At 68.2% G+C, this 14,684-nt stretch carries 11 protein-coding genes; 10 read left to right on the top strand and 1 reads right to left on the bottom strand.

What is annotated here, in order from left to right:
* Nucleotides 1-158: 158 nt before the first annotated feature.
* Nucleotides 159-1,046, bottom strand: a complete 888-nt coding sequence (locus ABT263_RS28155) for a thiamine pyrophosphate-binding protein (protein ID WP_352294501.1) — start codon at nt 1,044-1,046, stop codon at nt 159-161.
* 1,294 nt (nt 1,047-2,340) lie between these two features.
* Here ABT263_RS28155 and ABT263_RS28150 point away from each other — a divergent pair.
* The 10 genes from ABT263_RS28150 (at nt 2,341) to ABT263_RS28105 (ending at nt 14,644) form a co-directional block, all read left to right on the top strand.
* The gene (locus ABT263_RS28150; RefSeq protein ID WP_352294499.1) at nt 2,341-3,135 is read left to right on the top strand and encodes an SDR family NAD(P)-dependent oxidoreductase; all 795 of its coding nucleotides are present in this window, start codon (nt 2,341-2,343) and stop codon (nt 3,133-3,135) included.
* Nucleotides 3,136-3,317: 182 nt separating this feature from the next.
* Nucleotides 3,318-4,376 (top strand): sugar ABC transporter substrate-binding protein, encoded by a 1,059-nt coding sequence (locus ABT263_RS28145; RefSeq protein ID WP_352294497.1) that lies wholly within the window; start codon nt 3,318-3,320, stop codon nt 4,374-4,376.
* 131 nt (nt 4,377-4,507) lie between these two features.
* Nucleotides 4,508-5,446 carry an NAD-dependent epimerase/dehydratase family protein gene (locus tag ABT263_RS28140; RefSeq protein WP_352294495.1) on the top strand — a complete coding sequence of 313 codons (939 nt, stop codon included), beginning with the start codon at nt 4,508-4,510 and terminating at the stop codon, nt 5,444-5,446.
* Nucleotides 5,447-5,900: 454 nt separating this feature from the next.
* Nucleotides 5,901-6,821, top strand: a complete 921-nt coding sequence (locus ABT263_RS28135; protein ID WP_352294493.1) for a DUF3152 domain-containing protein — start codon at nt 5,901-5,903, stop codon at nt 6,819-6,821.
* A 1,084-nt stretch (nt 6,822-7,905) separates the two neighbouring features.
* Nucleotides 7,906-8,436 carry an RNA polymerase sigma factor gene (locus ABT263_RS28130; RefSeq protein WP_352294491.1) on the top strand — a complete coding sequence of 177 codons (531 nt, stop codon included), beginning with the start codon at nt 7,906-7,908 and terminating at the stop codon, nt 8,434-8,436.
* Entirely contained in the window at nt 8,433-9,260 is an 828-nt protein-coding gene (locus ABT263_RS28125; RefSeq protein ID WP_352294489.1) for a zf-HC2 domain-containing protein, read from the top strand. The genes ABT263_RS28130 and ABT263_RS28125 overlap by 4 nt, the downstream gene beginning before the upstream one ends.
* A 74-nt stretch (nt 9,261-9,334) precedes the next feature.
* Entirely contained in the window at nt 9,335-10,147 is an 813-nt protein-coding gene (locus tag ABT263_RS28120; protein ID WP_352294487.1) for an ATP-binding cassette domain-containing protein, read from the top strand.
* A gap of 75 nt (nt 10,148-10,222) precedes the next feature.
* Nucleotides 10,223-11,533: a hypothetical protein gene (locus ABT263_RS28115; protein ID WP_352294485.1), complete on the top strand. Its 1,311-nt coding sequence runs from the start codon at nt 10,223-10,225 to the stop codon at nt 11,531-11,533.
* Nucleotides 11,530-12,123 carry a hypothetical protein gene (locus ABT263_RS28110; protein WP_352294483.1) on the top strand — a complete coding sequence of 198 codons (594 nt, stop codon included), beginning with the start codon at nt 11,530-11,532 and terminating at the stop codon, nt 12,121-12,123. The genes ABT263_RS28115 and ABT263_RS28110 overlap by 4 nt, the downstream gene beginning before the upstream one ends.
* Before the next feature lie 1,183 nt (nt 12,124-13,306).
* The gene (locus ABT263_RS28105) at nt 13,307-14,644 is read left to right on the top strand and encodes a GH1 family beta-glucosidase (RefSeq protein WP_352294481.1); all 1,338 of its coding nucleotides are present in this window, start codon (nt 13,307-13,309) and stop codon (nt 14,642-14,644) included.
* Nucleotides 14,645-14,684 lie beyond the last annotated feature (40 nt).

Raw genomic sequence — 14,684 nt, 5'->3', positions numbered from 1 at the left:
TTCTGGCCTGCGCGATCGGGCGGATGGCTCGCCGGTCAGGCTGGATCTGGGAGGCGAGGGGCGGTCGGGCGGGAGTTGATGCAAACTTCCGTCGGCCGGTTGTCCGGTTGGGGTGCACCGGCATTGGGCCAGAGGGCTCGGGGGTGCGACTCACGGCTTCATGGGCCTGTCAATCTGCTATGTGTGAGGCGCTCGCTGCTCTCCTGGTGGGAATCGGTCAGGGCGTCTCCCAGTGCCGGTGCTGCTTCCGAGAGGCGTCGTAGCGACTGGCGATCGGGTGGAAGCCACTCTCCCCCGTGCGTTCTGGCAAGCACCACCGCGGGCGCACTCCGGTCTGTCACTCGAAGAGCTCGTAGAAGGAGCAGAAGCGCGGTCACGTTGTGCCCGTCGACATGGAAGACGTCCCATCCCAAGGATGTCCACTTGTCGGCGAAGTGGGAGGTGGGTCCTGTGTCGACGAATCGCCCGTCTGGCCCCTGGTCGTGGTGGCCGACGATAGCGATGAGGTTACCGAGTGCATGGCGGCCGGCGACGAGTGCTGCCTCCCACACGTGTTCCGCCTGCCGCTCCTTCTCGTCCAGGAGAACGAAGGTGCGGTACTGCCGTCCGGCAAGGCACGCGGCCGTCGCCATGCCGACTCCGATTGGCAGGGCGGCACCGGCTGATCCGGAGCCGAAGTCGACCCCCGGGACTCGGGTCGGATCGTGCAGTCCTCCGAATCCGGCGCCCGGTCCGGGGTCCTGGTCCGGCGAACTCGGTGGGCGGAAGCCCCGGTCGGTGAGGAGTGGCATGAGTGCTGCCGCAGTCGCCCGTCCGCCGAAGACGAATCTGTCGCGGTCGGGCCACTCGGGCTCGGCGGGTCGGATGCGCAAGACGCCGTAGTACAGAGTCGCCAGGATCTCGCTGGAGGAGAACGGGGGGGCTGTCGAGTCCCCGGTCGGACGCGGCGCTTCCCGGCGGCTGAGGTTCGCCTTCTCCTTGATCAGAAGAACGCGCCAAGGGTCCAGTGGCACGCTGACCGGGTGGGCAGGATGTTTCTCGTTCACTCTTCCTACCGTATGGACAAACTGTCTGCTGGACAGAAATCGGTCCGCCGCTGAGTGCGGGACTTGCAGGTCGGTGGCCGGCCATGGCGTGTCGGGGTTGCCCCTCTGGTGCTGTCCGTGGGCAGAACGGGGTCGGGGGTTTCGTGCGGCGCCGGACTTCGTCTGGGGGTAGCCGGCGCTGACTTCTCCCGGTCGATCACTAGCCGGTGGGCAACCCTGGTCGGCGGCAGGGGAGTTCTAGTGGTGTGACCATTGCCGGGCCCCGCCGACGGCGATGCCGCAGCTGGTCGGTGCGTTGGCCGTGGGTCGGCGCCAAGAGAGGTTGGCCGAGACTGGCAGCATGCTCGCTCCTTCCGGAATCCAACGTTGAACTTGAAGTGGGAAGACATAAGCAGAAATGAGGATCTGCTGTCAATCCGAGGTCCTGAGTGCTCCTGGCCGCAGAGGTTTTCCGTCCGCGGTTCGACCGTTGCCCTCCCGATTCCCACGTTGAAGTAGGGTGCGGAGATTCGCTGCGGGGCGAGCTCTAAGCGATCGATCGATGCACAGGCGCGGTCGGGCGGTCGAAGCAGACGCCGGCGGTGCTGTGTGAGTGGCGCCAGCTGCGGGGCGATGTCCGTGTGGCTGGTGCGGTGTGAGTGGCCAGGTGGGCGGAGGTCCTGTCGAGACCTGGGTCGGCGGTGCATGCAGGGTCCTGGGGTCGAGAAGTTCCTCGACGATTGATCCCGCTCAGCAGACGGTTAGTCCATTCAGTGCTCTAGTGTGGAGTCGTTGTGCATACTGCGTATGCCTCTGCGGGGCCTGTACAGACCAGTCCGGTTTTGTGCGAACGTGGCCATGAAGTGCTCCGGAGGGCGCGCGTCAGACGGACCCCGAGGGGCTGGAGGGCGAACCGCTCCGGCGGAGTGTGGTCCGGTCGGATGAACATGCGGAGAGTTCGGCCGGCGGTATCGGCTGTGCGGTCAGCCGCAGACTGAGGCAGCCCGCGGCCCGGACTAGCTGAATAGCACTCGATTCCGGCCGTTGGTCCTGCCCGTGCGGAGGGCCTCGGCGGAAGGTTCTCCCGGCCGCACAGGCAGGCCCGAAGGGGTACCGGCCTCCCGTCGCGGACTGCGGTCCGGCGTTCTCTCGGGAAGACCACATTCCGCTGGGGCAACCAGGGGCATGCCTCATGTGGTGTTCCTTGTCGGGTCCCCGGTCCAGCGACGCCGTCGTCGTACCGCACGACCGGCCTCTGGGGCATGCAGCACAACGGATGAGCAGCTCTCGTCGCGAAGGGTGATTTGGAGTACCTATGGATCTTTACCTCACGGGCAGGCGGGCCCTTGTGACCGCGTCGACGGGTGGCATCGGTCGCGAGATCGCGGTCAGCCTCGCGCGGGAAGGCGCGCACGTCATCGTCAACGGTCGGACCTCGGGCTCACTCGCTGCGGCGTTGGACTACATACGAGCGACAGTGCCATCGGCCTCGCTCGAGGGAGTGATGGCCGACAACGGCACCGCGGACGGTGCTGCCCGGACCGTCGCGGCAGTCCCTGATGTGGACATTCTGATCAACAACCTGGGCATCTACGAGGCTGCCGGCCTGTTCAGTGAGTCCGACGAAGCGTGGCTCCGGATGTTCAACGTCAACGTGATGAGCGCAGTACGTCTGTCGCGTCACTACATGCCTCGCATGCTGGCGTCCGGCAGGGGGCGAATCCTCCTGATGGCCAGTGAGGCTGCTGTCATGCCGGCGCCGGACATGGCGGCCTACAGCGCGACCAAGACCATGCTGCTCTCCCTCTCGCGCAGCCTTGCGGAACTCTCGAAGGGGACGGAGGTGACGGTCAACGCGATCGTCGCCGGGTCCACGAGGACCGAAGGCGTCGCGGGGCTTCTCCGCCAGCTCTACCCCGATACGCCTGAGGACGAGGCAGAGCGGAGGTTCATGGGGCCGGGCAGCCCCAGGGCGACATCATTGATCCAGCGTCTGATCGCTCCTGAGGGAATAGCGGACCTGGTCACGTACGTCTGCAGCCCCAGAGCTTCCGAAATCAACGGAGCCGCGCTGCGGATCGACGGAGGTCTCATCCGCAGCGTCTTCTGACGTCCTGTCGCTCGACGCCTCGGCGTCTCCTGGCGGTTGTTCCCACCACTCCACGGGTCGGACAGCAAGCATGCCCCGACAAATGGTCCTTCATCGTCGTTGCCGTTCTGGTCGCGTTGGACCGGCGCATGGTCGGGGCCGTCAAGTAACACCTCCCCGCACCATCCACCCAGGAGGAGAACGTGAACAGAGCCGGACCCGCCGCCGCCATGGTTGTGGCCACCTGCCTCACCGCGTCGTCCTGCAGCTTGGATGCAGACACGGAGAACTACAGCGGGAAGACCATAAAGATCGGCTACGCCGTCCCCGCCCTGGCCAACCCGCACTGGGCACAGAACGTCGCCTTCGCGCAGAAGGTGGCCGAGCAGCTGGCGGTGAAGCTGGCTGTGGTCAACGCCAACAGCAGCGAGTCGATCCAGCTGACGAACATCCAGAAGCTCATCGGCCAGGGCGTGCACGCCATCGTCTATGCCCCGGTGACAGCGTCGGTGGGGCCGTCGATCCTCAGCTCCTGCAAGGTAGCCAAGATCAAGTGCGTGGCTATGACGCGCCGGCCGGGAGTCACCCCCGACAGCAGTAACGCCGCGTACAACGTCGGCTACGTGGTCGGAAACGACAGGGCCGACGGCGAAGCCGCCGCGGCCGCGCTGACGGACGCGGGTGCAGACTCCTGCGTGGCGATGAGCGGGGAACAGGGCAACTCCGTTGCCGACGACAGGCTCAAGGGCTTCCAGGACTACGCCTCCGCCCACGGGGTGAAGATCCTGAACACGTTCCGGCCGGCCGAGGTCGCCTCCGAGGGGCAGCAGGTCACCGAGCGTTTCCTGGCCGCCTACCCCGGACCGGGCTTCGACTGCGCGTTCGTCTTCAACGGCGACGCCGCGACCGGCGCTATCAGCGCTCTGAAGGCCAAGGGGGCGCTGTCCAGGGTGAAGGTCTCAGGGCTGGACGCCGACCCCGACAATATCCAGGCTGTCCAGTCGGGTGACCTGCTGGCGAGCGCGGCCGGCGGTGAGTACATCGACGGCGGGTTCGCAACCATCATGGCCTACGACGCCGTCAAGGGCTTCATGCCGCCGCAGCGCCAGGTGGTCCTCGACGGCATCGTCGTCACCAAGGCCAACGTCGACAAGTACCTAGCCCGATTCGGATCGACTCCCACCGGCTACGACGCGAAGCAACTGTCGCTGGCGTACAACCCTTCAGCTCCCACGGACCGCTTCGCCCTGAAGCTCAACTAGCCGGCCCGGACGGCCGCCACGGGTGTGCCGTGTCCACCCGAACCCCGTCCCGTCAGCCCCCGCACCTGCCCACCGCCGGGCACCGCCCCGGAGCCCCACACCACCTCCATTCCACGGATCGGACAGTGAGCATGCCCCGACAGAAGGTCCTCGTCACCGGCGCCAACGGCTACATCGGCCAGGCCGTCAGCACCCGCCTGCAGATCGCCGGCCACCACGTCACCGGCATGGTCCGCTCCGAACATGCCGCCCGCAGCCTGTACGCACGAGGCATCAGTCCCCTGCTCGCCACCCTCGACGACTCCGAGGCCATCACCAAGGCCACCCACGAAGTCGACGCCGTCATCGACACTGCCAGTGCCGACCACGCTCCCGCCACCCACGCCATGCTCGACGCGCTCCACGGCACTGGGAAGACCTACATCCGCACCAGCGGCACCGGCGTCTACACCGACCTCGCCCACGGCCACCCCGGCAACCGCATCTACACCGAGGACGACGCCTTCACCCCCGACCCCCTCGTCGCCACCCGCGTCAAGACCGACCACGAAGTCGTCTCCGCAGCCTCCCGCGGCATCAACACCATCGTCATCCGACCTTCCATGATCTACGGCGACGGTGCGAGCGAACAGCTCCCCATGCTCATCCGTCACGCCATCGCCCACCGCAGCAGCTTCTACGTAGGCCCCGGAGAAAACCGCTGGGCCAACGTCCACATCGCCGACCTCGCCGAGGCCTACCTCCTCGCCCTCACGTACGCCACCGCCGGCAGCCTCTACAACATCGCCGCCGACGAAGCCAGCCTCCACGACATCGCTCAGGCCATCGCCACCCTCCTCGACCTCCCCACCCCTACCAGCTGCAGCCCCGAAACCGCCTACGCCGCCTTCGGCCAGCGCTGGGTCGACATCGCCCTCTCCAGCAACAGCCGCGTCGATTCCACCAAAGCCCGCACCGAACTCCGCTGGAACCCCACCGGTCCCACCCTTCTCGACGACATCACCCACGGCTCATACCGACGCATCTGGGCCCACAAAGTCGACCCCCACGACCACACCGCCACGCACTGACAGACTCCGATGCCAGGTGCAGGACGACGAGTTGTACCGGACATGAGGGCCCTGCAGTTTTCGACAGCCGGTGCCGACCGCCTTCAGGAGCAGAGGGACCGATGGTCCGCCTGGTCCTCCTCGTCGGCGCCGCGCAGGCGATTTTGTGAAATGGGCAGTGGGCCACTTGCGGAAGCGCGGGGAGATCAACCGCGAGCTGCATCGTTGAGCAGGCCAAGCTCGAGTCGGATCCTGCCTGCCCGGGAGGCTTCCCTTCGTCAGGGCTGAACCGCGGGATCGAACTCCACCGCGACCGACAGTCGGCTCACTCGATTCTGGGTGCTCATGGCATGGGCATGTCTCTCGGAAATTGTCCGGCTGAGGTTCAGCCTGCCCCGGCTATGACCACTCATCAGCGCAAACCCATCCTTATTGGAACAAGCCGGTATATCCGGAGGATTGGACTGTTCTGCCCATGGCCGTCGACGGATCCGACCAGAGGTACTTGGACATTCGCCTTGAGACTCCCCCGCGTGCGACCAGTGAGGGCGGTCGGCGCCGACGCCCGCACCGTCCCAGAATGGGATTCGTGGCGATAGTCGTGGTGCTGACGGTGTCCGCGGGCGGTGCTCTGTGGTTTCAAGGCCAGCACTCGAACGATGGGGCTTCACCAGCGGCTGCATCGCCGTCTCGTACTTCGGTCCCCTCGCATCCCTCGACGTCGGGGTCGGCCACCCAGTCAGCTCCAGCAGGCCTACCGTCCACGCGTGCCTCCGGTCCCAGCCAGAGTGCGTCCCCCGGGCTGGTCCAGAGCACATCACCGACCCCAACCACCGCTCGTGGCACCGGCATCTTTGTCACTGCCACCGGCCGGTCCTCGTCTGTCGGCAAGGGAAAGATCAGGCGATACCGCGTGGAGTCCGAGGAAGGCATGGGGGTTGATGCGGACGCCGCAGCTCAGCAGATCCACTCCATCCTCAGTGACAAGCGTAGCTGGATCACTGACGGAAAGAACGGTTTTCAGCTGGTGGACAGTGGTCCGTACGACTTCGTCGTCAAAATCGCCTCACCGGCAACCACCGATGCCATCTGTGCTGAGGGCGGGCTCAACACTCATGGCGAGGTGAACTGCAGCGTCGGAAACCAGGTGGTCGTCAATATCAAGCGATGGAACACCGGCTCGCCGGAGTTCAGTGGGCCGGTCGACGAGTACCGCGCGCTGATCATCAACCACGAAGTCGGCCACCGGATCGGCCACGGGCATGAGACATGTCCTGGCCCGGGCAAGCCGGCGCCCGCCATGATGCAGCAGATCGACGGCCTCAAGGGCTGCGTGGCCAATGCCTGGCCGTACGATGCGAAGGGTACCTACCTCGGAGGTCCGGCAGTTCCCTGAGTGACCTCTTCCCGGTTCCGCCCTGATCCTGGCAAGGGTCCGGCTCGGGCTGTTCTATGTGGTGCGTGATCGCGAGCGGTATCCCCGACCGGTGGCGGCGTCTTGCTCCGCGTTGGCGCTAACAGCGCGCGGCGCGCGGTCTCGTCCATGCGCGCGTGCCACCGCAGGACGGCGGGCTCACCGGTGTGGCACACGTCGAGTATCAGCAGCGTCATCGGCCGTGGCTTGTGCGGGTGCCCCTCGATCGCGTCGATCCACGCGCTGACGGCCGGCTCCACGGGATTCCCCGCGCGGTCGGGGAGAGCCGGTCGCTCTTCTCCGAGAGAATGCCGTGGCCGAGGACATGGACCACCGGCACATCCGCCTCAGGACTTGCCAGGGAAGGGCCGCGTCGGCGAGACGCTCCAGTTGGCCGGCGGCGCGCAGCGAGCCCACGAGGTTCAAGCGCCCACTGCACCTCGACGCCTTTCGCCTTTCGCGCCCGATCGGCGGACGGCCGACCGGATCGATGGTCGGGCTGTCGTACGTCGCCCAACATGTGCTCGTTGGTGTCCACCTCATCTCCTGCCGGGCCGACGCCATCCGCCCCATGCTCTCGGTGCACCGCTGCCGCAGCTCCTTGGGTCGACGTCCCGGTGCTCACGCCTGTCGCCGTGGCTTGCTCCGACCCACATTCGACCGCTTCTGGTACCTCGGAGACCTTTGCGGGACCAACCAACCCTCGGCTCCCTCCGGCGCAGCGACCCCGGCGGCCCACACTCAGGGATTCCCCGAAGGCCACCGCCCAGGTCGGTGCCATGGCCTGGTGCTGATCCTCGAGGCTGTGGCGGGGACGACTGGGGTGGGTTCGCCGTCCCGCCTCTCGATGGGTTGGTGCAGTGCCGCGTCACCGGCCCGCGGGCAATGGTGACCTCCAAGCCGCACAATGGATGGTCTCCTCGGCCGTGGGGGAGAGGCTCCTCCGACGTCTCGCGGCTGCCCCGGACCAACGCAACCCAGGGGTGTGGTGCAGGTCACATTGTCGAGAAGAACCCCGGAGCCCAGTGCTCCGTCAGGCCAGGACGTGAAACGCTCACCGACCTCGATGACCGAGGCGCAGCTGGTAAGACGGATCTCCCGCGGAGACACCGCGGCGTTCGACGAGCTCTACCGGCGCAGCGCCCCGTGGCTGACAGCGCGGTTGCGTCGGCGTTGTGCGGACGACGAGATGGTTGCCGAGGTCTTGCAGGAGACCTACCTGGCGGTCTGGCGCGCAGCCGGGTCCTTCGCGGACAGTATGCGCGGCGAAGAGGCCGGCGGCTGGTTGTGGACGATCGCCGCCCGCAGGCTGGTGGATGCCTTCCGGGTGCGCGGGCGGCACGGCACCGTTCCGCCCGCGGCCGCCGCCGCGGGCCCCGCGCCGTCGGCCGAGCATGAGGCACTGGACGCCGTGATCGACGGTGATCTGGGTGCGGCACTGGACCGGCTCGCCCCCGAGCTGCACCAGGTGCTGACCGCGATGGTGCTCGACGGGCTCACGGTACGGGAAACCTCCGCGCTGCTACAGATTCCCGAAGGTACGGTCAAGACCCGTGCCCGCCGTGCCCGCCTCGACTTGCGAAAGGCCCTGTCATGACTGCGCACGTCCCCCGCGAGCTATTGGTGAGCTACGTGCTGGACGCCGGCGCCGACGCGGGGCCGAGCGCCGGGGCTCTGTGGACGTTGGAGGCGCATCTGGAGCGGTGTGCCGACTGCCAGGCCAAACTGCGTGAGGTGTCCCTCGCCCACTGCCCGGCCGACACAGCCTTGATGGACCAGGTGCGTGAGAGCCTCACGGGGACGCTGTCGCCGGTACGCCGTCGACGGTGGCGACGGGTGCGGGGTGCACTGGCCCGGTGGGCGGCCCCGGCGCTGGGACCGTGGGCTGCGGCGGTCGTCCTGATCGTGCTCGGCGCCTTGGTCCTTCCCTCGGCCGTCGCGCGCAACTCCCCGATGCTCCTGCTGATGGCCCCGGTGATGCCGCTGCTGGCAGTGGCCCTGAGCTGGGGCGCACACTCGGACCCGGTTCATGAGTTGATCTCCGTGACCCCGAGGTCGGGGCTCGGCCTGGTCCTGCGGCGTACCGTGGCCGTGCTGGCCCTCGTCATCCCGGGCCTGGCGGCCGCTGGCTGGATCACCGGCGCTGCGCCCGCGCTCATCCTGTTGCCGGCGCTCGCGCTGACCTGTGCGGCCCTGGCGCTGGGCAGCGTGCTGGGTGTCCAACGCGCCACGGCCGGACTGGGCGCCGGCTGGACCCTGTTCGTGGCCGTCCCCGCCATCAACGGCGGAACCGTTCCGTTCTACCTGCAGGAGTCCGCCGCCCCGGGATGGGCGGCCGCGGCCGCGGTTCTGGCCTTCGCCGTCGGCCTGTGCCGCAACGCCTATCTGCACCCCCGGGAAGCTCGTACACGCCGGAGCTGAACACCGGACCTTCCCTCGTCGGCACGGCCCTTCACGTGCACCGACCATCACCCGCACAGCGAGGAGAGACGACCATGCCCGAAAACGGGATCGCGAGCGACATCACCCCCACCAGGTACGCCCACCATATCGAGGCTCGCGCGCTGACTGTGCGACGAGGCCGCCGCGCCGCTGTCGACGGGATCGACCTGAACCTGGGCGCCGGCGTCCACGGCCTGCTCGGCCCCAACGGGGCGGGAAAGACCACCCTGATCCGAACGCTCGCCACGGTCCTGACCCCGCACGGCGGAGAGCTGGAGCTCCTCGGCAGCGCCTGTCGCAGCCGTAACGAACTGCGTGAACTCCGCCGCCGACTGGGTTACCTGCCGCAGGCCTTCGGGCACTACCGGCGCTTCACGGTGCGCGAGTTCGTCGAGTACATGGCCTGGCTCAAGGAAGTGCCCCGTCGCAGGTCCGCTGACGCGGTGCAGCACGCCATCGACCGGGTCGACCTGACCGACCGGGCCGAGGACCGCATGGGATCGCTCTCCGGCGGAATGCTGCGCCGGGCCGGCATCGCCCAGGCGATCGTCAACGACCCCGACATCCTGTTGCTCGATGAGCCCACGGTCGGCCTCGACCCCGCCCAGCGCATGGAGTTCCGCGCCCTGTTGCGCGACATCGGTGCCCAGGCCTGCGTCCTGGTCTCCACGCACCTCGTCGAGGACGTCGCCGCGGCCTGCGCGAGCGTCGTGCTGATCGACGGGGGGCGCAAGGTCTTCGCGGGCCACGTCGACCAGCTCCGTGCCGCCGGCACCGACATGGACCCGGGCGACAGTGACATCGAGCGCGGCTACTCCGCAATCCTCCGCCAGTACCGCGAGTTGATGGCCAGCTCGAAGGGATAGGCGGCACACGCGATCCCCTTCCGATACCCCTGCACGTCCTGAGCCCCCTAGTAGTTGGAGACTGCGATGTTTCGAATGGTGCGTCTGGAGGCGAAGCGTTCGATCGCCCTGGCGCTGTTCCTGGTGCTGGCCACCCTGACCCGGGTATTTCTCTGGATGGATGTCCAGCAATGGGCGGCCAGTTGGGCACCCCTGGTCTATTCGATGCGGGGAACCGCCTGGATCGTCCTGCCGGTGGCGCTGGCCGCCGCGATCTGGCACGGCGGGCGGGAGCAGCGCGGTGAGGTCTCGGAGCTGTTCGCCGCCACGCCGCGGCCACGCTCGGTCCGGCTGCTTCCCGCCTTCCTGGTGATCGTCGGCGCGGCAGTGCTAGCCGTGGCGGCGGTGCTCGGGTGGGCCGTCGTAGTGGTCACCGGGCACGCAACCTACAGTGCCGGTGAGTGGCCGCTCGGCGTTCTGGTGGGACTGCTCGCCGTAGCTTCCGTGGCCGTGCTCGGGCTCGGTGTCGGCCGTGCGGTGCCGGCGCCCGCCGCGGCGCCGGTCGGTGCAGTGCTGTTGTTCCTGATCTTGACGGTCAGCCAGATGCGGGATGGCCGGTCAGCCAACCGACTGCTGGACACCGTACTGCCGATGCTGCCGGTGACGGACGAGTTCCATCGGGTGCTGCCGTTGCTGTCCGTGGCTCAGGGCGTTTGGTTCGCCGCCCTCGGTATCACCGGCGTCCTGCTGACCGTCGCCGCCACTGCGCGCGCCCGGGCGCTGGCCCTGGCGCCGGCCGTGGCCGGGGTGGCCGTCGGAACGCTTCTGGCACCGTCCGGTGCGATCGTTCCTGACCGGCAGGCCGCAGCTCTGGTCTGTACACCGGCAGAGAGCCGGATCTGTGTCACCAAGGTGCACAGCAACACCCTCCCCGATCTCGTGGGTCCGGCACAGAAGGTGCTCGACGTCTTCGCCAAGGTGCCCGGCGGCCCGAAGCGGGTTCAGGAGGAGGCGCTTAGCCACCTGCTGGACGACGGTAAGCCTGCGGGCGACTCCGCTGATCTCACGACGGTCCGTGTCCAGCTTCCCTATCGAACTCAGGAAGGCGGCATCCGCTGGGATCCCGACACACTCCTCGCCGTCGTGGCCCGGAATGCCACGATCGACATCAGGTGTTACACCGGGGATCAGGAAGGAATCAACGCGAGCTATGCCGCCGATGCGATCGCCACACTGCTCTTGGACGGTCCCGCCGACAGGCTGAGCCCCGACGCCCGCAAGGCCTACGACATCCTGCGTGCAATTCCTGTCGAGGAGCGCTACCCCCGGATCGGGGAGGCTCGGAAGGCCGGGCTGACCTGCGGGGACCCGCTGGCCGTCGTCATGGACCAGGGAGCGGGCCGATGACGGCGGGCATGCGCGGGATCGCGTTGTACCTCCGTAGCCGGGCGATTCCTTCGACCGTCCTGGTCTTTCTTGCCGCAGCCGGCCTTACTTGTGCCGGGTACCTGTCGGACGATCCGATGACAGCCCGCATGGTCGGACTGATCGCCGTAGTGCTGGGTATCGCCGCCATCGCCCGTACACTCTCCGGCCCGGACGAGGAACTGGAACACGGTACACCCGTCCCCTGGCGGCTCATCCGTCTCCTCCAGGTGTCACTGCTCGGCGGGACCCTCCTCGGTCTGCTCGCTGCGGTCCATCAGATCGCCGGTAAGCGGGCTCACGCCGTGCCCTTCGGCAACCTCCTGTGGGCCGTCCTGGCGCTCACCGCCGTGACCGCCCTCGCCACGGCGCTCGTCGGGGCCCAGGCGGCCTGGGTCCCAGCCATCGGCTGGGCTCTGCTGATGCTTGTGGTGGGACCTCGCAACTCCGTCGGCGGACAGGCACTGACCTGGATGGTCCAGGACCCTCGGACTGTCACCTCTACGACAGTGGCAGCCCTCTTGACCGTCGTGGGTGTCGCCGCCTACACGCAGCGCGGGAGCCGCGGGTGAGCCCGGCCCCCGCCGACCTCCGGGTGTGAGCGGGTCTCTCGCATGGTGCCGCAGCTCGGGCTTCGGGGGCCGGATAGCGGGCCCGGAGCCGCTGGTCGTCCGTAGCAGGCTCCTCCACGATCCCAGCCGATTCGCTCCATCGGTGGGTGCCCGGCCCCGGGCCCGGCCCTGGCCCCGGGGCATGAGGATGACTGGCAACCGGTCTGGTGGCGTGGGACGAGACAGGGAAGGAAATGCTCCTCAGGAGCCGTCAGGCGGGAAGCCTGGGGAGCGCTGCGCATCGGCGGAACGAAATCGCGCGACGGCGCTCGCACGATTGGTTCGTACGGCCGGCCGAAGGCCCGCCCGCAGTCGCGCGACGTGTGGCTGGGTCCATGCGCGTACCACACCGTCGACTCGGGCATCGAGTCTGACGACGGCGCACGCGATGGCGTGAGCGGCGCGGCGCGCCTGGCTCACGGCGTGGTCAAGCAGGAGCAGGGCTGTGTCCATGGAGAGGCGGCTTCTGATCGCAGCGGAGCCAACAGGCGCAACAGGCCCAGGGTAGCGGTTGAGCAGCGGGAGCCATTGGCATATTTGCCCGGCAACGCGCCCCGTGCACCACCCGCAAGCCTTCGGTGCATTCCTGCAGGAATCGGCACCCTATGTGCCGGTGATCCCGGGCCAGGCAGGGGCGGCTGCGCTGTCTGGCCCGACAGTCTTCCTCGCGGCGGGCCTGTGCCTCCGACCGGCTCAGTGAGGCAGTGCCATTCGGTCTTTCCCGCCTGTTCCTGCGCCCCGCCCGCCTCCATGCCGCCGGTGTGATCCATACGATGCCTGCAATGAATGGCCGAACTCAGGGAACAGGTCGCGCATTGAGTTGATCGCGTCGACGTTGTTGAGTCAGTAGAGCGCAGAGGTGGCCAGGCCGGTACTGCCGCCCGTGGCCAGTCGGGCCGGCATTGCGCCGTGCGGGCATTGACCAGCCCGGTGTGCGCCCGCGTGTTCTGCCATATCCAGGAAGTCACCGGTTGTACGGCGATTCGAGCCGCCCGGCAGCGTCGCGCGTGCGTTGTTCGTGAGCCCGGCCTTGCTTGCGCTACGAGCCGTCGTGTGAGGGCTGGTGTTTCGTTGAGGAGCCACTAATATGAGTTCTCCTCACGTTTTTCTTCGTCGATCGCCATCGGGGACAAGGGGCCATGCCATGCCGGACCGCTTCGACCTGCCCGCGGGGTTCCGCTGGGGTGTCTCCACTGCCTCTTTCCAGATCGAGGGCGCCACTGAGGAGGACGGTCGCGGGGCCTCGATCTGGGACGTCTTCGCTGCTCGCCCGGGCGCTGTGCGGGACGGGCACACCGGGGCGGTGGCCTGCGATCACTACCACCGGTACCCCGAGGACATCGCGCTGATGCAGGGCCTCGGGCTGGACGGCTACCGCTTCTCGATCGCCTGGCCGCGCGTGCAGCCCACCGGCGCGGGCGCGGTCAACCCGGCCGGCCTTGCCTTCTACGACCGCCTGGTGGACGCCCTGCTCGCCGCCGGCATCACCCCGCTGCCCACCCTCTTCCACTGGGACCTCCCGCAGGGCCTGGAGGACCGGGGCGGCTGGCTGAACCGCGACACCGCGCACCGCTTCGCCGAGTACGCGGCGGTGGTCGCGGACCGGCTCGGCGACCGCGTCCCCGCCTGGATCACCCTCAACGAGCCCTTCGTGCACATGGTCTACGGCTACGCCCTCGGCATCCACGCCCCCGGCCGCACCCTGATGCTCGACGCCCTGCCTGCCGCCCACCATCAACTCCTCGGCCACGGCCTGGCTGCCGCCGCACTGTCCGAGCGCGGCCTGGCGGTGATGATCGCCAACAACCTCACCCCGGTGTGGTCCGCCTCCTCCTCGGACGCCGACCTCGCCGCCGCGCAGGCCTACGACGCCCTCCACAACCGCCTGTTCACGGACCCGCTGCTCCTCGGCCGCTACCCCGACCTGTCGGCATACGGCGTCGGCCCCGACCTCGGCGGCGCTGTCCGTCCCGGAGACCTCGAACTCATTGCCGCCACCCCGCTCGACGGCCTCGGCGTCAACTACTACAACCCCACCCGCATCGCCGCCCCCACCGACCCCGGCCTCCCCTTCACCGAGGCCCCCATCGAAGGCGTCCCCCGCACGGCCTTCGACTGGCCCGTCGTCCCCGACGGCCTCCGCGAACTCCTCACCACCTTCCACACCCGCTACGGCACCGCCCTCCCGCCCGTCACCATCACCGAGAACGGCTGCTCCACCACCGCGACCCTCGACGACCAGCCCCGCATCGACTACCTCGCCGGCCACCTCGACGCCCTCGCAGCCGCTGTCGCGGACGGCGTCGACGTCCGCGGCTACTACACCTGGTCCCTGATGGACAACCTGGAGTGGGCGGAGGGGTTGACTCAAAGATTCGGCCTCGTGCACGTCGACTTCACCACGCAGCGCCGAACGCCGAAGGCCTCGTTCGCCTGGTATCGCCAGCTCATCGCGGCCCATCGGGCCCGGCATGCGAGGTAGGCCTTGCGGCGCTCCTGGGGAGAGGCGACGCGGGTGGGCA

Origin of the sequence: Kitasatospora sp. NPDC001603 (assembly GCF_040298365.1) — a bacterium.
Taxonomy (GTDB): domain Bacteria; phylum Actinomycetota; class Actinomycetes; order Streptomycetales; family Streptomycetaceae; genus Kitasatospora.
This window is presented reverse-complemented; position numbering and strand designations above follow the sequence as displayed.

What these genes read in the sequence shown, in the direction of transcription:
- ABT263_RS28150 (WP_352294499.1), top strand. Translation starts at nt 2,341, where the DNA reads ATGGATCTTTACCTCACGGGCAGGCGGGCCCTTGTGACCGCGTCGACG.
- ABT263_RS28125 (WP_352294489.1), top strand. Translation starts at nt 8,433, where the DNA reads ATGACTGCGCACGTCCCCCGCGAGCTATTGGTGAGCTACGTGCTGGAC.
- ABT263_RS28115 (WP_352294485.1), top strand. Translation starts at nt 10,223, where the DNA reads ATGGTGCGTCTGGAGGCGAAGCGTTCGATCGCCCTGGCGCTGTTCCTG.
- ABT263_RS28130 (WP_352294491.1), top strand. Translation starts at nt 7,906, where the DNA reads ATGACCGAGGCGCAGCTGGTAAGACGGATCTCCCGCGGAGACACCGCG.
- ABT263_RS28135 (WP_352294493.1), top strand. Translation starts at nt 5,901, where the DNA reads ATGGCCGTCGACGGATCCGACCAGAGGTACTTGGACATTCGCCTTGAG.
- ABT263_RS28120 (WP_352294487.1), top strand. Translation starts at nt 9,335, where the DNA reads ATGCCCGAAAACGGGATCGCGAGCGACATCACCCCCACCAGGTACGCC.
- ABT263_RS28105 (WP_352294481.1), top strand. Translation starts at nt 13,307, where the DNA reads ATGCCGGACCGCTTCGACCTGCCCGCGGGGTTCCGCTGGGGTGTCTCC.
- ABT263_RS28110 (WP_352294483.1), top strand. Translation starts at nt 11,530, where the DNA reads ATGACGGCGGGCATGCGCGGGATCGCGTTGTACCTCCGTAGCCGGGCG.
- ABT263_RS28140 (WP_352294495.1), top strand. Translation starts at nt 4,508, where the DNA reads ATGCCCCGACAGAAGGTCCTCGTCACCGGCGCCAACGGCTACATCGGC.